The organism is Streptomyces sp. DvalAA-43 (assembly GCF_900091725.1).
Lineage (GTDB): Bacteria > Actinomycetota > Actinomycetes > Streptomycetales > Streptomycetaceae > Streptomyces > Streptomyces pulveraceus.
Map to the genome: position 1 here is coordinate 294,013 of NZ_FMBW01000031.1, position 21,328 is coordinate 315,340.

At 72.4% G+C, this 21,328-nt stretch carries 19 protein-coding genes; 12 read left to right on the forward strand and 7 right to left on the reverse strand.

Annotation, left to right across the window (positions count from 1 at the left end):
* Positions 1-25 precede the first annotated feature (25 nt).
* Positions 26-697 (reverse strand): bifunctional DNA primase/polymerase, encoded by a 672-nt coding sequence (locus tag GA0115234_RS09410; protein ID WP_093540486.1) that lies wholly within the window; start codon positions 695-697, stop codon positions 26-28.
* A 352-nt stretch (positions 698-1,049) separates the two neighbouring features.
* Here GA0115234_RS09410 and GA0115234_RS09415 point away from each other — a divergent pair, with 352 nt between their 5' ends.
* Both GA0115234_RS09415 and GA0115234_RS09420 read left to right on the forward strand, forming a co-directional pair.
* Positions 1,050-2,432, forward strand: coding sequence for a transcriptional regulator (locus GA0115234_RS09415; RefSeq protein WP_093540415.1), 1,383 nt, complete (start codon positions 1,050-1,052; stop codon positions 2,430-2,432).
* A gap of 249 nt (positions 2,433-2,681) precedes the next feature.
* Positions 2,682-4,202, forward strand: a complete 1,521-nt coding sequence (locus GA0115234_RS09420; protein ID WP_093540416.1) for a hypothetical protein — start codon at positions 2,682-2,684, stop codon at positions 4,200-4,202.
* Positions 4,203-4,259: 57 nt separating this feature from the next.
* On the opposite strand, the gene GA0115234_RS09425 is transcribed toward GA0115234_RS09420, so the two are convergent.
* Positions 4,260-5,543, reverse strand: a complete 1,284-nt coding sequence (locus GA0115234_RS09425; RefSeq protein ID WP_093540487.1) for an ABC transporter substrate-binding protein — start codon at positions 5,541-5,543, stop codon at positions 4,260-4,262.
* 117 nt (positions 5,544-5,660) lie between these two features.
* Here GA0115234_RS09425 and GA0115234_RS09430 point away from each other — a divergent pair, with 117 nt between their 5' ends.
* Positions 5,661-6,164, forward strand: a complete 504-nt coding sequence (locus GA0115234_RS09430; protein ID WP_093540417.1) for an SCO4402 family protein — start codon at positions 5,661-5,663, stop codon at positions 6,162-6,164.
* A 28-nt stretch (positions 6,165-6,192) separates the two neighbouring features.
* Positions 6,193-7,071, forward strand: coding sequence for a formyltetrahydrofolate deformylase (purU, locus tag GA0115234_RS09435; RefSeq protein WP_093540418.1), 879 nt, complete (start codon positions 6,193-6,195; stop codon positions 7,069-7,071).
* Positions 7,072-7,107: 36 nt separating this feature from the next.
* Here the strand turns inward: purU and GA0115234_RS09440 are convergent, their stop codons facing one another.
* Entirely contained in the window at positions 7,108-8,463 is a 1,356-nt protein-coding gene (locus GA0115234_RS09440) for a zf-HC2 domain-containing protein (RefSeq protein ID WP_093540419.1), read from the reverse strand.
* A complete protein-coding gene (locus tag GA0115234_RS09445; protein WP_093540420.1) occupies positions 8,460-9,032 on the reverse strand; it encodes an RNA polymerase sigma factor in 573 nt (190 codons plus the stop codon). The genes GA0115234_RS09440 and GA0115234_RS09445 overlap by 4 nt, the downstream gene beginning before the upstream one ends.
* Before the next feature lie 372 nt (positions 9,033-9,404).
* On the opposite strand from GA0115234_RS09445, the gene GA0115234_RS09450 reads away from it, so the two are divergent.
* The gene (locus tag GA0115234_RS09450; RefSeq protein WP_093540421.1) at positions 9,405-9,767 is read left to right on the forward strand and encodes an STAS domain-containing protein; all 363 of its coding nucleotides are present in this window, start codon (positions 9,405-9,407) and stop codon (positions 9,765-9,767) included.
* A 60-nt stretch (positions 9,768-9,827) separates the two neighbouring features.
* Here GA0115234_RS09450 and GA0115234_RS09455 read toward each other — a convergent pair whose 3' ends face one another.
* The gene (locus GA0115234_RS09455; RefSeq protein WP_093540422.1) at positions 9,828-11,282 is read right to left on the reverse strand and encodes a glycoside hydrolase family 76 protein; all 1,455 of its coding nucleotides are present in this window, start codon (positions 11,280-11,282) and stop codon (positions 9,828-9,830) included.
* 224 nt (positions 11,283-11,506) lie between these two features.
* Between GA0115234_RS09455 and GA0115234_RS09460 the strand changes: the two genes are divergently transcribed.
* Positions 11,507-12,028: an EF-hand domain-containing protein gene (locus GA0115234_RS09460; protein WP_093540423.1), complete on the forward strand. Its 522-nt coding sequence runs from the start codon at positions 11,507-11,509 to the stop codon at positions 12,026-12,028.
* Between the two features lie 55 nt (positions 12,029-12,083).
* Here GA0115234_RS09460 and GA0115234_RS09465 read toward each other — a convergent pair whose 3' ends face one another.
* Complete coding sequence (locus GA0115234_RS09465; RefSeq protein ID WP_093540424.1) at positions 12,084-13,622, reverse strand: class I adenylate-forming enzyme family protein; 1,539 nt, start codon at positions 13,620-13,622, stop codon at positions 12,084-12,086.
* Positions 13,623-13,766: 144 nt separating this feature from the next.
* Between GA0115234_RS09465 and GA0115234_RS09470 the strand changes: the two genes are divergently transcribed.
* The 4 genes from GA0115234_RS09470 to GA0115234_RS09485 all read left to right on the forward strand — a co-directional run bounded on the left by GA0115234_RS09470 (position 13,767) and on the right by GA0115234_RS09485 (position 18,121).
* Entirely contained in the window at positions 13,767-14,972 is a 1,206-nt protein-coding gene (locus GA0115234_RS09470; protein WP_093540425.1) for an amidohydrolase family protein, read from the forward strand.
* Positions 14,973-14,979: 7 nt separating this feature from the next.
* Positions 14,980-16,140, forward strand: coding sequence for an acyl-CoA dehydrogenase family protein (locus GA0115234_RS09475; RefSeq protein ID WP_093540426.1), 1,161 nt, complete (start codon positions 14,980-14,982; stop codon positions 16,138-16,140).
* A 7-nt stretch (positions 16,141-16,147) separates the two neighbouring features.
* Positions 16,148-17,107: an acyl-CoA dehydrogenase family protein gene (locus tag GA0115234_RS09480; protein WP_093540427.1), complete on the forward strand. Its 960-nt coding sequence runs from the start codon at positions 16,148-16,150 to the stop codon at positions 17,105-17,107.
* 507 nt (positions 17,108-17,614) lie between these two features.
* Entirely contained in the window at positions 17,615-18,121 is a 507-nt protein-coding gene (locus tag GA0115234_RS09485; RefSeq protein ID WP_093540428.1) for an ATP-binding protein, read from the forward strand.
* Between the two features lie 85 nt (positions 18,122-18,206).
* On the opposite strand, the gene GA0115234_RS09490 is transcribed toward GA0115234_RS09485, so the two are convergent.
* Positions 18,207-19,133: a cyclase family protein gene (locus GA0115234_RS09490; RefSeq protein ID WP_093540429.1), complete on the reverse strand. Its 927-nt coding sequence runs from the start codon at positions 19,131-19,133 to the stop codon at positions 18,207-18,209.
* 83 nt (positions 19,134-19,216) lie between these two features.
* On the opposite strand from GA0115234_RS09490, the gene GA0115234_RS09495 reads away from it, so the two are divergent.
* Positions 19,217-20,131, forward strand: a complete 915-nt coding sequence (locus GA0115234_RS09495) for an SDR family oxidoreductase (protein ID WP_093540430.1) — start codon at positions 19,217-19,219, stop codon at positions 20,129-20,131.
* Between the two features lie 144 nt (positions 20,132-20,275).
* Positions 20,276-21,325, forward strand: coding sequence for a Zn-dependent alcohol dehydrogenase (locus GA0115234_RS09500; RefSeq protein ID WP_093540431.1), 1,050 nt, complete (start codon positions 20,276-20,278; stop codon positions 21,323-21,325).
* Positions 21,326-21,328 lie beyond the last annotated feature (3 nt).

Here is a 21,328-nt window from a genome sequence, read left to right on the forward strand (position 1 = left end):
CGGTGGCCCCGTTTTCGGGACCAGCCTACGAAAGGGTGCTCTGCGGGTGGCGGGTCCGTGCGTCGGCCGCTTCCCTGGCGCAGGCGTAGGCGAGCGGGCTGATGAGCTCCTCCGCGTCCGGCAGCCACCGGTTGGCGGGGGTGGGGCGGCGGGCCCACTGGACCGCCCCGCGTCCGCCGACCCGGGTCGGCGGGGCCGTCACGTAGTGCCCGTCGCCGCGGCCGACCAGGTCGATGGCGGCGGCCCGCCAGCCCAACTTCCTTACCAGTGCGTCCGACTTGGCCGCCGCGCCCGGCAGCACGAAGAAGAACATCCGCCGGTCGGGGCTGTGGGCGACGGGACCGAGCGGCAGGTCCATCCGCTCCATCCGGGCCAGCGCCAGGAAGCCCGCGGACTCCGGTACGTCGATCGCGTCGAAGGCGCGACCGGTGGGCAGCAGGATCGACGCCTTCGGGTGCCTGGACCACATCCGGCGGGCGGCGGCCCCGCTGCCGGTCGCCTGCCCCGCCCAGTCGGGGCCGACGGGATGGGCACCGGGAACGGCGCAGCCGGTGTCGCCGCAGGAGCACCGCTCGGCCCCTTCCGCCGCCTCCAGCCAGGTACCCGGGCACACGTCCCAGTGCCGCTCCTCCGTGTACCGCACCGCCGCGTCGAGCATGTGCTCACCCCGTTGCCGGGGGACCTTCGCGGCTTCCATGACGACGACGGGCTCTTCGACTCCGATGGGCTCTTCCACGCAGAGCACAACTACGGCCAACGCTCGGGGTTACGGGGGTGACGGGTGCGCCATGGCGCATCGATCCCTCACATGGGGCGCATGGATGCATGGGCGGGGGCGCGCGTAAGACCGTGCCCGGCGGGGCGGGTAGTCACATACGGGCAACCGCCCGGCGGCCGACGTACGGGCCCGGAACGGTCGGCCTCTGTCATATGCCGACATGAATGACAAGGAACACGACGCACGTGACGAACACGATGAATCTGTGCATTTTCCGCGTATTCGCCGGGCAGTGATCGGCTCAATGATCACTGCGGCCTCAGGGGGAAACATGGCAGCCAGGCCTCTCGTCGCCCGCCAGCCGAACGAACGGCTCCAGGCGCTCATTCAGGAAGCCGGATGCTCCAACGCCGGCCTCGCCCGCCGCGTCAACATGGTCGGCGCGGAGCGCGGGCTCGACCTGCGTTACGACAAGACGTCCGTGGCCCGTTGGCTGCGTGGACAGCAACCACGCGGCAGGGCACCGGGAATCATCGCCGAGGCACTCGGCCGCAAGCTCGGCCGTACGGTCACGATCGACGAGATCGGCATGGCCAACGGCAAGAACCTGGCGTCCGGCGTCGGTCTCCAGTTCGCCCCGACCGTGATCGGCGCGATCGAGCAGGTCTGCGAGCTGTGGCGCAGCGACGTCGGCCGCCGCGACTTCCTGTCCGGTTCGGCGGTCGCCTCCTCCGCGCTCGTCGAACCCAGCCGCGACTGGCTGATCACCGGCGCCGACCCGCAGGTGGCACGCGCCGCCGGTGCCCGGGTCGGGATGCCGGACGTGGAGGCGGTGCGGGCCATGACGGCCGCGCTGGTCGACCTCGACCACCGGTTCGGCAGCGGACATGTGCGGCCGGTCCTGGTGCACTACCTCAACAGCGTGGTCTCCGGGCTGCTCTCCGGGGCGTACCGCGAATCGGTCGGCCGGCAGCTGTTCGCGGCGGTCGCGCGGCTCACCGAACTCGGCGGGTACATGGCGGTCGACACCGGCCAGCCGGGGCTCGCCCAGCGCTACTACATCCAGGCGCTGCGCCTGGCCCAGGCGGCGGGCGACCGGGCGTACGGCGGTTACGTACTGGCCGCCTCGATGAGCCATCTCGCCGCCCAGCTCGGCAACCCCCGGGAGATCGCCCAGCTGGCCCGCGCCGCGCAGGAGGGCGCGCGCGGGCGCGTCACCCCGAGAGCGGAGGCGATGTTCTACGCGGCGGAGGCCCGTGGACACGCCCTGCTCGGCGACGCCCGCACCTGCCAGGCGGTGACGGGCCGCGCGCTGACGGCCATGGAGCAGGCCGAGGCGGACACGGGCGACGACCCCGACTGGATCGCCCACTTCGACCACGCCTATCTCGCGGACGAGCTGGCGCACTGCCACCGCGACCTCGGCCAGTCGGAGGCCGCCGCGCGCCGGGCGAAGGAGTCGCTGGCCGGTCATCCGGAGTCCCGGACCCGCCGCCGCGGCATCGGCCTGGTGCTCCTGGCCACGGCCCAGGTCCAGATGCGCGAGGTGGAGCAGGCCTGCCACACGGGCACGCGGGCGATGGAGCTGCTGGGGTCGGTCCGCTCCAGCCGGGGAGCGGAGTATCTGGACGATCTCCAGCAGCGGCTGATCCCGTACGGGGACGAGTCGGCGGTGCGCGAGTTCGGTGCGCGGCTGGAACTCCAGGCGGCCTGACCGGGGACGGGGCCGGGCCCGGACGGGAGCTGCGTCCGGGTGCCCCCTTAACTGCGTCCTGAGAGCGCTGAGCGTTACAGCGGCTGTGAAGGGCTGGTGAGTGACCGGACACGCTTGGCGAACGGCGGCGACCACCCGATAGCGTGAGCCGACGATTCCGTAGGTTTACACGTAGGAGTCCCGGTGACGCAGAGCGGACAGGGTGACGAGCAGCAGCTCCCTGCTGTACGGCCCGCGCACGAAGGTGTCGTGCTGCCCGCGGGTGGCGGCGAGCCCTGGATACCAGGGGGCCCGGCGGATCAGGCCGCCCCGGCGGGCGGCCAGCCGTGGGGGCAGCCGTGGGGGCCGCAGGCAGCAAACCAGGACGCCCCGCAGCAGCCCCCGTCGCAGCCCCTGCCGCCGGCGCACGCCCAGGGGCAGGCAGCGTACGGGCAGGGGCAGTACGGTCAGCCGCAGCCGGGACAGGGGCCGTACGGCCGGCCGCAGCAGGGGCAGGGGTACGGGCAGCCGCCCGCCCCGCAGCACGCGCAGATGCCGCAGGCCCAGCCGCTGCCACCCGTACACCCCCAGCAGTCGCAGCACCCTCAGCAGTCCCCGTATCCCCAGCAGGCGCAGCAGTCCCAGCTGCCGCACGGTCAGCAGCCACCGCACGGCGGCCAGCAGCCGCCGCAGTCGTTCGCGCAGCCGCTGCCGCCCGAGGCGGGGATGAGCGGGGGCGGGGACGCGGAGGCCACGCAGTACATCGCGCCGGTGGCCGGTGGGCCCCAGCCCGGCGGGCTGCCGCCGGAGAACCCCGCGGAGTCGACCCAGTACCTCGGCCACGGCGCTCCGCAGCAGGGGTACCCGCAGCAGCCGGGCCAGGGCGGCGACGCCGACGCGACCCAGTACATCCCGCCGGTCCCCGGCGGCGCCCCGTACGGCATCAGGCCCGGGACCCCGGGCGACCGGCAGCCGCCCGCCGAGTTCGACAACCTGTTCCGCAGCGACGAGCCGCCGGGCTCCACCCAGCAGATGCAGATGCCCCGGTTCGACCCCGGGCCGCAGTACCAGGGCGCCCCGCAGGCCCCGCAGTCGCCGCAGGGACCACAGCCCCCGTACCAGCCCGTGGGCGAGGAGCCGCAGGGGCCGGCGCCGCGCAAGAAGCGGGCGCACGTCACGCTGATCGCGGCGGTCGTGGCCGGCTGCGCCGTCGTCGGTCTCGGCGCCGGTGCGCTGCTGAGCGGCGGTGACGACCAGGGCAAGGACGACAAGGAGCCGGTCGCCGCGGCGAGTTCACCCGGCGGGGAGACCAAGAAGCAGGCCCCGGCCGATCCGGCGAAGCCGCAGGCCGAGGCGCTCGACAAGCTGCTGGCGGACAGCAACAACAGCCGTTCCGCGGTCATCGGGGCGGTCGAGAAGACCAAGAACTGCACGGAGCTGGACCAGGCGGTGACCGATCTGAAGGGCGCCGCCCAGCAGCGCCGCGATCTGGTGACCCGGCTCCAGGGGCTGTCCGTCGACAAGCTGCCGGACCACGCGCGGCTGACCGCCTCCCTCACCAGGGCCTGGCAGGCGTCCGCCGCCGCCGACGAGCACTACGCCGCCTGGGCCGGACAGGCCAAGAACGGCAAGAAGGTGTGCAAGCACGGGAAGGCGCGTACGACCTCCGAGACGCAGGCGGCCACCGTGCAGAGCGGTGAGGCGAGCAAGGCGAAGCGGCAGGCGTCGGAGCTGTGGAACTCGATCGCGTCGAAGTACGGTCTGACCCGCCGGGCGGCGACGGAGCTGTGACGGCCGGGCGGGGCGGGGAGCCGCCCCGCCCCCCTGGAGCGGGCGCGGACCCGGCGGTCAGCTCTTCGCGCTCGCGTCGGAGAGCGTCTTCGAGACGTCCATGAAACCCTTCCGGTCCGCGACGAGCCGTCCGTCACGGACCACCTGGAACGTCACCCGGGTGTTGACGATCCGCGGATACGCGGACGAGCCCAGCACGTCCTTGAAGCTCCAGTGCAGCACCGGGGTGAGGCCGCCGGTGTCGGCCGGGGTGCCCCCGTTGAGGGCGGAGGTGAGCTTCCAGGCGGTGATCCGGGGGGAGTCGACCGCCTTCACGATCTCCTTCAGCACGGTGTACGCGATCCAGGTGGTCTGCACGCCCGTGTCGTCCGGGTCGATCCGGTTGTCGCCGAAGGCGTGCTCGCGGATCACGTTCCGCATCCCGTCCCAGCGGGCGTCGCCCGCGTCCGGGTACCAGCCGGTGATGTAGGCCCCCTCGAACGGGCTGTTCCGGCCGCCGGTGCTGTCGATCAGCGGCTGGTCGACGCTGCCGAGCACGGAGGAGATCCGTACGCCGCCCCCGTGCGACGGCTCCAGCCGCCGGAACGAGTCGAAGAAGGTCTCCGTGCGCTTCCCGAGCACCGCGGTCACACAGCCGTCGGCCGCCCCCGCGGCCTGGAGCGCCGCCCCGGCGGCATCGTCGTACGACGTGGCCGACTCCGCCGCCCGGATGTCGGCGGGCGCGGGCCGGCCGGCCTCGGTGAGGCCGGTCCTGAGGAGCCAGGCCTGGCCGTCGCCGCCCAGGGTGTCGGGCCGGACCACGGAGACCCGCGCGCAGCCGCGGGCCAGCTGCCGGGCGTTGCCCGCGAGCAGGGCGGGCTGGCCGCCGTTGACCGGATAGGAGGTGTAGCTGCTGAACTCCTCGTCGGAAGCGCCGTACCCGCCGATGAAGGGGATTCCGGCGGCCTCCAGCGGTGGCATGAACGCCGTCCCGTGCCGGCTGTACGAGCCGACGACCGCGACCGCCTTCTCCTTGACGGCTCGGCGGGCGCAGTTGCCCGCGCCGATCGAGGTGTCCTCCTCGTCGCAGGTGACGACGCGCAGTTGGTGACCGTCCAGCCCGCCGTTGCCGTTGGCCCAGCGGGCGTAGGCGCGCGCCATGGCGGTCATCCCCGCCATGTTCACCGCGTCCGGCCCCGCGACGCCGGCGGGGGCCCACGTCATGACGGTGACGGGCTCCCTGGAGCCCCCCGTGGCCCCAGGGAGTGCGCCGCAACCGGTGACCAGCAACGCCCCGGCCGCCGCCGTACACGCGAGGAGCCTGTAGGGGCGGGGGAAGGTGGGGCGGTGCCGTCCGGTCATGGGCATGAACATTTCCGCCCGTGGGGTAACGCTGCTGTGTGCTCCGCTCAACGCTCGGTGACATCCGGGTGAATTGCGGGGGCCGGTGCGGTGGGCCGAAAAGGGAACGTACGATCGATGACCGTGCAGCAAGGTTCGGAGAACTCTTCCCGTCGCGGCCGTCGCTCCTCCACCATGGGCGGCATGCCGCTGAATGACATGCCTTGGTGGCGCTGGCGCAGCAACGTGCGTTCGGCGCTGCACATGCTCTCCGACCCCGTCTTCCACCACGAGTGCTGGCTGGCCGGCCAGGAAGGGTACGGCGACGTCACCGACGCCGTGTACCGCCTGGTCGAGGACACCTGGCTGGACAGCTGGTCCGCCGACAAGTACATCGGGACGATCTTCCGCGACGCCGACGAGGCCGCTCTCGTCGACGGTGCCGTGCTCCGGGTGCTGCGCATCATGCACCAGGTCGGCGCGGACGCCCCGGTCTCGGCCTACCTGGAGCACCACGGCTGGCCGGAGGCCGTACGGGCCGCCCGCGAGGCCCATGTGCTGCTGGCCGGAAACGACGGCGAGGACCCCGACACGCCGCCGCGCTCCCTCGACGTGCTCCGCATCATGACCAGATCGGCCTGAGACCGGGCCGGTGTGGCACGCTACGGGGATGACCGCGCCGCAGCTCGCCGAAACCGCCTCCGAGCAGTACGTCCTCACCCTGTCGTGCCCCGACAGACACGGCATCGTGCACGCCGTGTCGAGCTACCTCTTCATGACCGGCTGCAACATCGAGGACAGCCAGCAGTTCGGCGATCACGACACGGGCCTGTTCTTCATGCGCGTGCACTTCTCGGCGGACGCCACGGTGACCCAGGAGAAGCTGCGGGCCAGTTTCGCCGCGGTCGGCGACTCCTTCCGGATGGACTGGCAGATCCACCGCTCCTCGGACCGGATGCGGATCGTGCTGATGGTCAGCAAGTTCGGGCACTGCCTCAACGACCTGCTGTTCCGTTCCCGGATCGGGGCGCTGCCGGTCGAGATCGCCGCGGTCGTCTCCAACCACACGGACTTCGCCGAGCTCGTCGCCTCGTACAACGTCCCGTTCCGGCACATCCCGGTGACCAAGGAGACCAAGGCCGACGCGGAGGCGCAGCTGCTGGCGCTGGTCCGTGAGGAGAACGTCGAGCTGGTGGTCCTCGCCCGCTACATGCAGGTCCTCTCGGACGACCTCTGCAAGCAGCTGAGCGGCCGGATCATCAACATCCACCACTCCTTCCTGCCGAGCTTCAAGGGCGCGAAGCCGTACCACCAGGCGCACGCCCGGGGTGTGAAGCTGATCGGTGCGACGGCGCACTATGTGACCGCGGATCTCGACGAGGGGCCGATCATCGAGCAGGAGGTCGCGCGGGTGGGCCACGGCGTCACGCCGGACCAGCTGGTCGCCGTCGGGCGTGATGTGGAGTGCCAGGCGCTGGCGCGGGCCGTGAAGTGGCACGCGGAGCGCCGCATCCTGCTCAACGGCCACCGTACGGTGATCTTCGCGTAGCGGTTTCGCCGTACGGTGATCTTCGCATAGCGGCTTCTACAGGCGGCTCAGCGAGGCGGCGGTGAAGAGCACGTCGCGGATCGCCTCGCGGTCGCCCTCCTGACCGGCCGCCGCCTCCACCGGTGGCACATGCCCGGCCACCAGCCGGCAGAACTCCACGCCGTCCAGCGCGACCTGGGCCACGGCGTGCGCGGGCGAGCCGAGCGCGGCCGGGGAGTCCAGCGGGATGTACCAGTCGCCGCCGCCCGAGCCCTCGACCTCCAGATGCAGCGAACGGCCCGGGGACCCGGCCGTCACCAGATGGCGGGCGGGCCCGGCGAGACCGGTCCTGCGGCGCTCGGCGAGGGCGGCGGGCAGCAGCCGGGCCGCCAGGTCGATCATCCGGTGGAGATGGGAGGGGGACGGCGGCTCGTACGGGTAGTCCACCGCGTCCGCGATGTCGCCGCCGTGCACCCAGCACTCGAAGGCCCGGTCCAGCAGGGCGTCGTGCAGCGGAAGGGCGAAGTCCCCGTACGAGACGGAGAGTTCGGAGACCCCGCGGCCGGCGAAGGACACGGTGCGGATGAGGGTGTGGCTCTGCGCGCGCCACGGCTCGTGGACCGCACGGGTGGGCGGGAGCCGGGTGGCGGACCAGTACTTCTCGGTGCGGGCGGTGGGGGAGAGCGGCCAGTCGGCGCCCCGGCCGAGGACGCCGTCGCCGAGCGGCACTTCGAGGTCGAGGGCGGTGCCGAGCAGTCCGTCGACGGTCATGAGGTGGCCGACGACGCCCGCGACCGTGGTCTTGCGGCGGACCTCCTGCTCGCCCTCGAACCACTTCAGCCGCACCGGGGCGTGCCACTCCGGGCCGCCGATGTCACGGAGCAGCGCATCGAGCCGCGCGGTCTCCGCGTCGTACGGCGCGGCCCAGTCCGGCACCGGGATATTGGCCGGGCGGCGGCTCAGACAGGCGTCGATCACCCGGGTGCGCAGCGTCGGATCGAGGTCCAGGCTGCGGTCGGTGTGCAGCAGCCCGACCGCGTCGCGCAGCCGCAGCGCCTCGTCCGCGCAGGCGGCGCACTCGGTCAGATGTGCCTCGACGGCCTCGGACTCCTGCGCCGAGCAGGCCGCCAGGGCCCATGCGCCGAGGAGCGCCTTGAGGACCTGGTGCGGCAGCACCAGCGGGTCCGATGGGTCCGATGGGTCCACGGCGGCTTCCGGTTCCGGTGCGGTCGGCCGCGGGGTCGGCCGCGGTTCCTCGGGCGGGTCCGAGGGGACGGGCGGCGGCAGCGGCAGCGGTACGGCGGCGAGGTCGAGGTCGTCCGCGGCGGACCGGGGTCCCGGTATGCGCCGCGCGCCCCGCACCTCGTCGTCGCGTCCGCCGTCCTCGCGCCCGTGCGCGTCGTCGCCGGTCACAGGGGCCGTCCGTATCCGGGCGGTGACGTCCCTTCCAGCGGACGGGTGTGGGCGGTGGAGAGCAGTTGCAGCCCGAGCCGGAGCCGACGGCGGGCCTCGTCCTCGGTGACCCCGAGGTCGGCCGCGGTCTGCCGGTAGTCCCGGCGCTGGATGTACGCGAGCTCCAGCGCGGCCCGCAACGGGGCGGGCATGGACGCGACGATGTAGTCGGCCCGCGCCGAGGCCGTGGCCCGGTGCACCCGCTCCTCCAGCGCGCCGCCGTCGTCGTCCGCGCCGCCCCGGCCGTACTCCTCGCGCAGCCGCCGCACGGACTGGCGGTGCGTGAGCCGGGCCACCCAGGAGCGCATCGAGCCCTGCTTGGGGTCGTACGCGTCCGGGTTCTCCCACACGTAGCCGAAGACCTCGCGGGTCACCAGGTCGGCGGCGGTCTCGTCGTCCAGCATCCGGTGGGCCTGGCTGTGCACGAGCGAGGCGAACCGGTCGTAGAGCTCGCCGAGGGCGGCCGCCTCACCGCGTGTCAGCCGCTGCTGCATCCTGCGGTCCCAGCGGGGTGGTGCGTTTTTCGCCATGAGACCCCCAGCCCTGTTCCCCTCGTCACACAGAATGTAGTCGGCGGTGCCGACGACACGCGTCCCTTTGTGGCAAGTACGCCCCTGAAGAGGCCCGGGATGGTAGGGAATGCGTCGTCGGGCGGCGGCGGAGCGCGGAGCCGAAACGATCATTTCTGCCCGAATCCGACTGTGTCCTGACAGGCCCTCGGTGTTTCGCGGGGGAGCGTCGGGGGCAGCCGCGAGAAGGAACGGAAACGTCCGGATCGTCGGAATCCCCGGAACGAGAGGCCCAGTCGCGTGAGGAAACCCTGTCCTCCTGGAAACCGCCCCCGGGTCGCGACCTCCCACGTCCCCCGGCCCGCCCAGGAAAACTCCCGTAACACGCTCACCGTGGCCGAGACCGTGCGGGGCAAATGGACCGTACTGCACATACACGGCGAACTGGATCTGGTGACCTCGCCCGCGGTGCGCCAGTCCGTCCATGACGCCGTGGCGGTCGGCCGCCACGATGTGGTGCTCGATCTCTCCGAGGTCCTGTTCTGCGATTCCAGCGGCGTCGGCGTGCTGATCGCCGCCCGCCGTCTGATGCGCTCCTGCGGGGGCCGGCTGCGGCTGATCCTGCCGGCCCGGGGCGCGGAGGAGGGTTCCCACGTCAACCGGGTGCTGGCCGCCCTCGGTGTACGCCGTCTCTTCGAGGTCTACCCCGACTGGGACGCGGCCGTCGACGAACGGTCCCGGCCGCTCTCCGCGTGAGAGCCCGCCCGGGGCGCCGTGCACGAAGCACGCGGCGCCCCGGCGAGCGGGGGGCGGTCCTCAGGCCCGTGACGCCGCGTTGAGCAGGTCGAGGGCGCTGTGCTGGCAGCCGTTCCCGGTGGCGGAGAGCGGCCCGGCCCAGTGCGGTCCGTACTGGTCCAGCGCGTTGCGGTCCTTGGCGCGGGCGGTGTCCGCCTGCCGGTGCAGGTACGCGCTGTAGGGGTGGCCGTCCAGCTGCGCGTTCAGGATGCCGAGCCCCCTGGCGTAGGCGCCCTTGAACGAGTCGCCGTCGGTGGTGCAGTCGCTGTCCGGCTCGTAGGGCTCGTGCAGTGTTCCCCCGGGGTTGAGATAGCCGGACGACGTGGACGCGTCGGCCAGGGCGCGGGCCTCGTCCAGCAGCCCGCCGTCACCGGTGGCCCGGTACAGCTCGGTCAGCCCGGCCAGCATGACGCCCTGGTTGTACGTCCAGGTCACCTGGCCGTTGTTCGCGCAGGTGTCGCCCAGCCCGTCGTTGATCAGCCGGGACCCGTTGATCATGCCGCTGCCGCGGAACCACGACCATTCGTCCTTCGCCCGTTGCAGATAGCCGGTGTCGCCCGCGATCCGGTTGTGCAGGGCGGCGTTGAGGTGGAGGTAGAGCTCGTTGGTGATGGCGTTCTTGTACGGCTTGTCCTCGGCCCACTGGACGCCGCCCCCGCACCGCGAGGTCCAGTACGCGTGCATGTGGTCGGCGTCGGCGCGCGCGGTGTCGAGATAGCGGCGCTCACCGGTGGCGTCGTAGGCGGCCACCCAGGCCAGCCCCCACCAGCCGGTGTCGTCCAGGTACTCGTTGGTGAAGTTCCCGCCGTGCGACCCGATGTTCTTCTCGTATGTCCGGGAGATGGCGTACTTGTAGCTGGGCATCCCGCTGATGCGGATGTTGTCGATGAGGGACGTGAGCGAGGTCGCCGCGGTCCACCAGCCGGGGAACATCCCGGTGTCGCGGTTGTAGCGCATCATCAGGGCGGTGGCGGCCGCGGTGCTCGGGCTCCAGGCGTTCCGGTCGACCCGGGCCCAGCCCGTGCAGGCGATCTCGGGGCGGTCGCCCGCCTTGCCGCAGGCGCGCAGGGCGCCGACGCCCGCGTTGTTCCAGTCGTCGACGTTGTACATCTGGCTGCGCCAGCCGCTGCGGCCCGAAGGGGTCCGGGTGTCCCCCAGCTTGCTGCCCGAGGCCCAGCTCGCGCCCCCGTCGAAGGAGCGGTCCAGCCAGACCTCGTCACCGGCGGCGCCGTCGTCGATCGACGCCCAGCCCATGACATCGTTGTCGGAGAGATGGAGTCCGATGGTCCGGGAGTGGACCGTGGCGCTGACCGGCACCCGGTCTCCCGTCGCGTACTGCGGGTCGCGGGCGTCGCAGTACGTGTCGCAGAGCGCCGTGCCCGCCGCCTCGGCCGGGGCCGACGACAGCGCCGGCAGCAGGGCGAGCAGACAGGGCAGGACGGCCAGTGGCCGGAGGCGGTTCGTACCTCTGAGCATCTTCGACTCCTGGGGGATCGGCGGTGGCCCGTGCCGGATGTCGGCCACCCGGCGGGGATGGCGGTGCCCGCGCCCGAGCCTAGGAACGGACGCGGCCCCGCGACAGGGCCCGGGGGCCCAGAGCGGCCGGGCGGGAAGGGGCATCGGTGACGGGTTGTCGCTCGGGCGGAGCGCGTAAGCGCGTAAGTGACACGTGGCGCCCTCCGGCGTCGTACGCTCCCCGCATGGACAGCGCAGAGTATGAGCGCAAGATCGCCTTCCGCTTCGCCGCCTTCGACCAGGACGGCAACGGATGCATCGATCGCGCGGATTTCAGTGCCGCCGCCGCCCGACTGCTCGCCGAATTCGGTACGACGGCGCGCTGCGACAAGGGCCAGGCGCTCTACACCGGGGCCGAGGCGCTCTGGCAGGGCATGGCGGGCATCGCCGATGTCGACGGGGACCAGCGCGTCACCCGTGAGGAGTTCGTGGGCGGGGCCGTGAAACGGCTGCGCGACAACCCGGAGCGCTTCGCGGAGATCGCCCGGCCCTTCCTGCGCGCGGCGATCGCCGTGGCGGACCAGGACGACCTGGGCGCGGCTCCCGTACCGGCCGTGGTGCGGGCCCTCAAGGTGCTGGGCGCGGACGCCGGGACGGCGGAGCTCGCGGCACGGAGCCTGGACGCGGACGAGGACGGTGTGATCACGGAGGACGAGGCGGTGTCGGCGTTCGCCGCGTACTTCACGGTGATCGCCCCGGACACGTAGGGCCACGGGACCACGGGGGCGCGGGTGCCCGCCCGGCGCCCGCACCCCCGCCCCCTCAGGCGAACCGCTCCCGCAGCCGGTACTTCAGCACCTTCCGCAGGGCCTCGTTGCGCGGCAGGGCGTCCACCACCTCCAGCCGCTCCGGCAGCTTGTGCACGGAGAGCCCCTCGGCGCGCAGATACGCCGTGACCTCCGCCAGCGTCAGCGGCCCGGCGCCCGCCGGCTGTTCCACGACCGCGCAGACCAGCTCGCCCCGCTCGCGGTCCGGGAGCCCGATCACCGCCGTGTCCCCGACGTCCGGATGCCGGTGCAGCAGGTCCTCTATCTCCTTGGCGGAGATGTTCTCGCCCTTGCGGATGATGATGTCCTTCAGCCGCCCGGTGAGTACCAGATGGCCGCTCTCCCGGACATGGCCGACATCGCCGGTGATCAGGAAGCCCTCGGCGTCGAACACCGCCGCCGACGCCACCGGGTCCAGATAGCCCGCGCAGACGGCCTCCCCGCGCAGCCGCACCTCGCCGTCCGTGCCGCGCGGCAGCGGCTTGCCGCCCTCGTCGGTGATCCGGATCTCCATGCCCGCGGGCGGCCGCCCCTCCGTCCCGGCGAGGTGCTCCGCCGTGTCCTCGGGGTCGCCCATCGTGATCATGGGGACCTCGGTCATCCCGTACCCGTGGGTGAGCTGGACGCCCATCTCCCGCACCACCGCGTGGTAGAGCTCCGGCGGTTTCGGCGCCCCGCCGCCCGCCAGCAGCCGCAGGGTGGGGACCGGCTTCCGGTCCGGCGCCCTGCGCTGCTCGGCCAGGAACATCGAGTAGAAGGCCGTGGACCCGCCCGCGACCGTCACCCCGTGGCGCCGGTACTCCGCCAGCGCGCCGGGTATCGCGAAGTGCTCGAACAGCACCGCGGGGAACCCGTACAGCAGCAGCATCACCGCGTAGTCCGGCCCGCCGACATGGGCGAACGGGAAGGCCACCGAACCGATGTCGTCCGCCGACAGCCGCAGCGCGTGGGCCAGGCAGGAGCCGCCCGCGATCAGGCTGCGGTCGGTGTGCAGCACCCCCTTCGGGTCGGAGGTGGTGCCCGAGGTCCAGTAGATCCAGCGCACCGCCGTACCGTCGGCGGGCGGCGGCGGGAGCACCGACGGATCGCCGTCCGGCAGCGAGTCGTACGCCTCGAAGACCACCGGCGGCCGGTCCGTGGTCAGCCGCGCGGCCATCGCCGTGTGGTCGAAGCCGCGCCAGGTGCCCGGTACGGCGAAGAACTCCGCCTTCGACCCGCGCAGCGCGAACCCCACCTCGCGGTCCCGGTAGAACGGGATGACCGGCGACTGCACGGCCCCGATCCGGGTCAGCGCGAACGACAGCAGCACCGTCTCGATCCGGGTCGGCAGCTGCCAGGCGACGACGGTGCCGGGGCGCACACCCATGCCCCAGAGCCCGGCCGCGACCCGTTCGCCACGGTCGCGCAGCTCGCCGAAGGTCAGGGTGCGGTCGTCCTGGATCAGGAACGGGCGGTCCGGGGTCAGGCCGGCCCGGCGTTCGACGAGTTCCCAGAAGGTGCCCGATGCACCCAGGGCGTGCGCGGTCTCGGTCACGGCGTACCCCTCACAGCTGACGGATAGTCAGATAGTGCGGAGAGCGTAGAGCGCCGCGCCTTGTCGGTCCAGGGGTGCGGGGCTAGCCTGGGGGCGACGTCAATCTGACGGACCATCAGAAATGCGTGCGCCGAAGGGGACACCATGACGGAACTGCCTCGGATCGTCAGCGTCGACGACCATGTGATCGAGCCGCCGCACCTCTTCTCGACCTGGCTGCCCGCCAAATACCGCGAGCGCGGCCCGCAGCCGCTGACCGCGGGCATCGGAGAGCTGGCGTACACCGGCGGCAAGTACGTCATCACGATGGACCCGGACGGCCCGCCCACCGACTGGTGGATCTACGAGGACCTGAAGTTCCCGTACAAGCGCAATATCGCGGCCGTCGGCTTCGACCGCGACGACATGACGCTGGAGGGGATCACCCGGGCGGAGATGCGGCCCGGCTGCTGGGACCCGGCCGAGCGGCTCAAGGACATGGACCTCAACCACGTCGAGGCGAGCCTCTGCTTCCCCACCTTCCCGCGCTTCTGCGGCCAGACCTTCGCCGAGGCGCACGACAAGGAGGTCGCGCTCGCCTGCGTCCGCGCCTACAACGACTGGATGGTGGAGGAGTGGTGCGGCGACAGCGGCGGCCGGCTCATCCCGCTCTGCATCATCCCGCTCTGGGACATCGACCTGGCCGTCGCCGAGATCCGGCGCAACGCGGCCCGGGGCGTGCGGGCGGTGACCTTCTCCGAGATCCCCACCTACCTCGGCCTGCCGTCCATCCACAGCGGCTACTGGGACCCGTTCTTCGCCGTCTGCCAGGAGACCGGCACGGTCGTCAACATGCACATCGGGTCCAGCTCGCAGATGCCCGCCGCGTCACCGGACGCCCCGCCCGCCGTCCAGGCCAGCCTCTCCTTCAACAACGCCATGGCCTCGATGATGGACTTCCTGTTCAGCGGGGTCCTGGTGAAGTTCCCCCGGCTGAAGCTCGCCTACAGCGAGGGCCAGATGGGCTGGATCCCGTACGCCCTGGAGCGTGCCGACGACGTCTGGGAGGAGCACCGGGCCTGGGGCGGGGTGCGCGATCTGATCCCCGAGCCGCCGTCCACGTACTACTACCGGCAGATCTTCTGCTGCTTCTTCCGCGACAAGCACGGCGTCGCCTCGCTCGACGTCGTCGGACGCGACAACGCCACCTTCGAGACCGACTACCCGCACGTCGACTCGACCTTCCCGCACACCAAGGAGGTCGCCCTCGACCACGTCAAGGGGCTGGACGACGAGACCGTCTACAAACTGATGCGCGGAAACGCGATCAGGATGCTCGGCCTCGACCTGGACCGGGACCGGGCGAAGTAGGCGCGCGATGGACCTCGCGTACACGGAGGAGGAGCAGGAGTTCCGGGCGCGGCTGCGCGCGTGGCTGGCCACCGTGCTCCCCGCACTGCCCGCGAAGCCCGCCCCCGACGACTGGCCGGGGCGCCGCGCGTACGACACGGCCTGGCAGCGGGCGCTGTACGACGCGGGCTACGCGGGTCTGCACTGGCCCGTCGACGCGGGCGGCCGGGGCGCCACCCCGACCCAGCACCTGATCTTCCTGGAGGAGACGGAACGGGCCGGGGCCCCGTACGTCGGCGCGAACTTCGTCGGGCTGCTGCACGCCGGCCCGACGATCGCCGCCGAGGGCACCGCGGAACAGCGGGCCCGCTGGCTGCCGCCGGTGCTGCGCGGCGACGAGATCTGGTGCCAGGGGTTCAGCGAGCCGGAGGCGGGGTCGGACCTCGCCGCGCTGCGGACCAGGGCGGTGCGCGACGGCGACCACTACGTGGTGAGCGGCAGCAAGATCTGGACCTCGCACGCCGAGGTCGCCGACTGGTGCGAACTCCTGGTGCGCACCGACCCGGCGGCGCCCAGGCACCGCGGGATCAGCTGGCTCGCGATGGAGATGGACGCGCCGGGGGTCACCGTCCGCCCGCTGCGCACCCTCGCCGGGTCCACCGAGTTCGCCGAGATGTTCCTCGACGAGGTGCGGGTGCCGGTCTCCCACCGCGTCGGCGCGGAGAACGACGGCTGGCGGGTCACCATGGTCACCCTCTCCTTCGAGCGCGGCACGGCGTTCGTCGGCGAGGTGGTCGCCTGCCGCCGCACCCTGGCGGCACTCGCGGCCGAGGCCCGGCGCAACGGGCGCTGGGACGACCCGGTACTGCGGCGCGGCCTCGGCAGGCTGAACGCCGAATTCCGGGCGCTGTGGCGGCTCACCCAGTGGAACGTCAGCGAGGCGCAGCGGGCCGGGTCCGGCGGCGTGCCCGGAACCGGCGGCTCGGTCTTCAAGCTGCGCTACTCGCACGCCCGCCAGGAGCTGTACGAGGCGGCTGCCGAGGTGCTCGGCGCGGACAGCGCGGACCTGGACCGGGAGTGGGCCCTGGACCGGCTCTCCTCGCTCTCGTACACCATCGCCGCGGGCACCTCGCAGATCCAGCGGAACATCGTCGCCGAACGCATACTCGGCCTGCCGAAGGGGCGCTGACGCACTCATGGACTTCCAGCTCTCGGACGACCAGCGGGCCCTGCGGGCGGGGGTGCGGGAACTCCTCGCCGGGCGCTTCGGCAGGGACCGGATGCGGGCCGCGCTGGACGCCGGTACCGGTGTGGACCGGGCCCTGTGGCGGGAGCTCGGCGAGGCCGGGTTCTTCGCGCTGCGGCTGCCGGAGGCGGAGGGGGGCGTCGGCCTGGGGCTGCCCGAGGCGGTCCTGCTCTTCGAGGAGGCGGGGCGCTCGCTGCTGCCGGGGCCGCTGATCGCCACCCATCTCGCGGCCGGTCCGGTGAAGGGCGCGGCCCAGGGCGAGGCGGTGGTGGCCGTGCTCGACGCGGGGCAGCCGGTGGCCCACCTGGGGGAGGCGGACGCGCTGCTCGTACTCGGCCCCGGGGACGGGCGGGGGGTGCCGGAGGAGTCCGCGACGGTACGGGAGGCCGCGACGGTACGGGAGGCCGCCGACCCCGTACGTTCGATCGACCCGTTCACGCCCCTGTGGCGGGTCGCGGAGCCGGCGGAGGCGGGCGAACCGCTGCCCCGGGACGGGCGGCTGCGTACGGAGGGCGCCCTGCTCGCCGCCGCCGAACAGCTCGGCAGCGCGGCCAGGACGACCGAGATGGCCGTCCAACACGCCGGTGCGCGCGAACAGTTCGGCGCGCCGATCGGGTCCTTCCAGGCGGTCAAACACCTGTGCGCCGGGATGCTGGTCCGCGCCGAACTGGCCCGCTGCGCGGTGTACGCGGCGGCCGTGACCGCGGACCCGGTCGAGATCGCGGGCGCCAAACTGCTCGCCGACGACGCGGCGGTCCGTAACGCGCGGGACTGCCTCCAGGTACACGGCGGCATGGGATTCACCTGGGAATCAGATGTTCACCTGCACCTCAAACGGGCCTGGCTGCGGTCCGGGCAGTGGCTGACCGCGGCGGCGGCGGAGGAGGTGCTTGCGGGGAACCTGTGCTGAAGCCGGACGGGTTCCGTGCAGACTTCGGGCGCCCGGACGCCCGCCGCACACAGGTGACGGACAGAGGCAGGAGCCTCACGCTGCGGAGTTACGCAGTGCAGTCGAAGGGCGCGGGCTCCGGTCCGCGCCCTTCACGTCTTCCGTCACGGGGTGGAGTCGGCGCCGGGCTCGGGTACGCTCCGTGGGATGCGACAGGAACTGGAACCGGGTGATCCGGGCGTTGCCCCCGCGGTGACTCCGGCCCGGAAGAGGTGCCCTGCTCGCGTTCCAGGCAGAAGCGCCGGGCGTGCCCGGGAGGCGGCTCCCGCGGCCTCTACGTGCTTCTGTTCGACTCCCCGCAACGTGCGTCGCACAGTATGCACCACGGGTACTCCTTCGCGCTGGAATATGCCCGAAGCGCTTGTTGCGGTGACTGTACGTCAACCATGCTGTCTCGCAGGGGAATCACGTTCCGTGACCCCGAGGAGGCGCGAGGCGATGTGTCCGCCGGTTCGGATGGTGTGAGCGGTGCAGGTGCTTCAGGTTCAGCTGGAGGTCGGGCCGGATCCCGCGGAGGTCGGGCGGGCCCGTAGATGGGCCCGGTCGAGACTGGTCGGGTCCGGGATAAGGGACGACGAGCCGCTGGCCGAGACGCTCATCCTGCTGATCTCGGAGCTGGTCACCAACGCGGTGGTGCACACCGGGTGCCCGGCCGTGCTGCGCATGCTCTTCGGCCTGACCGGCACGGCCGGTGGGTCCGGGACCGTGCGGGTCGAGGTGGCCGATGCCAGCTGCCGCCCGCCGCAGCAGCGCCACGCGGCCGGTGAGGACACCAACGGCCGGGGCCTGGAGCTGGTCGACGGCCTCGCCGACCGCTGGGGCTGGCAGCCGGAGGGCGCGGGCAAGCGCATCTGGTGCGAGGTCGACCGGGGCGCGCCGCTGATCCAGCTGCCGCTGCACTCCGGCGCGCAGGGCGCGGGGGACGCGGACCGCGATGCGCGCAAGGTTTCGCGCGCCGTGACGAAACTTGCATAAAGGTTAAAGCAGTCGGTCCAAGCCGCCCGCCGGACCGCCCGCCGGGCTACTCTCCGGGCCGTCTTCCGGGCTGCCGTCCGGGCCCTCAGAGGATCGCGACCGGTGCGACCGGGGTGCCGGTCGCACCGACGAACGGCTCGGGCATCGCGGAGAGCAGGAAGGCGTACCGCTTCTCCTGCGCACAGGCTGTGGACAAGCCCTCCAGGTTCCAGTTCTGGCCCTGGAGCATGCCCATCTCGACCAGGTCCAGCGCGTGCACCCCCAGCCAGAGGTCCTCGATCTCCGGCGGGAAGATCTCGAAGGTCAGGGTGTCGTTGGCGACCGCCGCGACATCGCGCGCGCGGAACCACTCGGGCGTCCGGACCGACAGGCCGGGCGAGGGATAGCCGTACGCGTGCTTGTCGCCCGCCAGGTAGACCTGCACCTGCCCGGTCCGTACGAGCACGATGTCGCCGGACCGGACGCGTACCCCCGCCAGCTCCTCGGCCGCCTCCAGGTCCTCCGGGGTGACCGCGTGGCCGCCGGGCAGCCTGTCCTGGCCCAGGGCGCGCGCCACGTCGAGCAGCACTCCGCGCGAGACGATGTGCGGCGCCTTCTCGATCCCGCTGAACTCCGCGCCGCCGTGGGCCGTGATCGTCGCGGCCGGGCGGCCGTTGTAGATCCTCCCCGAGTGCGAGGCATGGGTCAGGGCGTCCCAGTGGGTGGCCGTCTGCAGGCTCAGGACCGCCGTGTCGTCGCTGGTGGCGACGGTGCCGGGGCCGAAGAGCTCCTGGTTGATCTGGACCATGGTGTGCAGCGGATTGATCCGCCCGGGGATCAGTCCGCTCTGGACGCCGTCCTGCCGGAGGGGGAGCGCGAGCGGTATCCGCAGACCGCTGCGGACGGTGGCGGCCGCCTCGCGCACCACGGCGTCGGTGATCAGATTGAGGGTCCCGATCTCGTCGTCGGCGCCCCAGCGGCCCCAGTTGTTGACCCGCTTCGCGATGTCGTGGAACTCGGCCGGCAGTGACATGGCGCCTCCTGGGGCTTGTGCTCGTGGACCTGATGGCCCATAAAATCTAACGGTCCGTCAGAAACCGCGGGAAGGGGCCGGGCATGGGGAACTTCTTGGCAGGCAAGGTGGTGGCCGTGACGGGTGCCGGGCGCGGCATCGGTCGGGCGGTGGCGCTCGCGGCGGCCGCCGAGGGGGCGCGGGTCGTCGTCAACGACTACGGCGTCTCCATCGAGGGCGGAGAGCCGGGCAGCGAGGTCGCCGAGTCGGTCGTCAAGGAGATCGTGGCGGCGGGCGGCGAGGCGGTGGCGGTCGCCGACGACATCTCCACGATGGCGGGCGGGCAGCGGATCGTGGACACGGCGCTCGCCCGGTTCGGGCGGATCGACGGGGTCGTCTGCGTGGCCGGGATCCTGCGCGAGCGGATGCTGTTCAACATGTCCGAGGAGGAGTGGGACCCGGTGGTCGCCACCCATCTCAAGGGCACCTTCACCGTCTTCCGGGCCGCGTCGGCGGTGATGCGCAAGCAGGAGGGCGGCGGCACCCTGATCGGCTTCACCAGCGGCAACCACCAGGGCAGCGTCGCCCAGGCCAACTACAGCGCGGCCAAGGGCGGGATCATCTCGCTGGTCCGGAGCGCGGCACTCGGCCTGCACAAGTACGGCGTCACGGCCAACGCCGTCGCCCCGGTCGCCCGTACCCGGATGTCCGCCAACGTGCCCATGGAGCTCAAGGAGATCGGCGAGCCGGAGGACGTGGCGGCGCTCGTCGTCTACCTGCTCAGCGAACGGGCCCGCCAGGAGAAGATCACCGGCCAGGTCTACACGGTCGCGGGGCCGAAGATCGCGGTCTGGGCCCAGCCGAGGGAGCTGCGGGCCGGTTACGTCGAGGGGGCGTGGACCCCGGAACGGATCGCGGACTTCCTGCCGGGGACGGTGGGCACCGACCCGATGCCGATGCTGGCACGGCTGGAGGAGATGGCCGCGGCGGCCGCGGCGAAGGCACGGCCGAACGCGTAGGGCCTTGCGTTCGGATCGGGCCGGATCGGGGAGCGGGGGCCGGGTCGCGCCGGGCGCGCGAACCCGGCGCGATCCGGACGAGAGGCCCTGGACCCAGCGGAACACCATTGCCGAGCGGCTGCTCGGCCTACCGAGGGAGCCGGGATGAGAGGCGTCGTCTTCGACGGCAAGCGGACCGAGGTCGTCGACGATCTGGAGATACGTGATCCGGGGCCCGGCGAGGTGCTGGTGGCGGTGGCCGCGGCCGGGCTGTGCCACAGCGACCTCTCGGTGATCGACGGGACGATCCCGTTCCCGTCGCCGGTGGTGCTCGGGCACGAGGGCGCGGGCGTGGTGGAGGCGGTCGGCGCGGGGGTGGCCCATGTGGCGCCCGGCGACCACGTCTCGCTGTCCACGCTGGCCAGCTGCGGGGCGTGCGCCCAGTGCGACCGGGGGCGCCCGACCATGTGCCGCAAGGCGATCGGGATGCCGGGGAAGCCGTTCACGCGGCGCGGGAAGCCGCTGTACCAGTTCGCGTCCAACTCGGCCTTCGCCGAACGGACCCTGGTCAAGGCCGTGCAGGCGGTGAAGATCCCGGCGGACATCCCGATGGCCTCCGCGGCCCTGATCGGCTGCGGGGTGCTGACGGGCGTCGGGGCCGTGCTCAACCGGGCGAAGGTCGACCGGGGGGACACGGTCGTGGTGATCGGCACGGGCGGCATCGGTCTCAACGTGATCCAGGGCGCCCGGATCGCGGGCGCGCTGACGATCGTCGCCGTCGACGCCAACCCCGCGAAGGAGGCGGCGGCCCGGCAGTTCGGCGCTACACACTTCCTGACCTCGGCGGACGGTGTGCGCGAGATCCTGCCGGGCGGCGCCGACCACGCCTTCGAGTGCGTGGGCCGTACGGAGCTGATCCGTACCGCGATCGACCTGCTGGACCGTCGCGGCCAGGCGATCCTGCTGGGCGTCCCGGCCGTGACGGCGGAGGCCTCGTTCCTCGTCTCGTCGATGTACCTGGACAAGTCGATCCTGGGCTGCCGCTACGGCTCCTCGCGCCCGCAGCGCGACATCGCGCTCTACGCGGAGCTGTACCGGGAGGGCCGGCTGCTGCTGGACGAACTCGTCACCACCACCTACCCGGTGGAGGACTTCGACAGGGCGGCGGACGACGCGCACCACGGCCGGGTGGCCCGGGGCGTGCTGGTGTTCTGACTT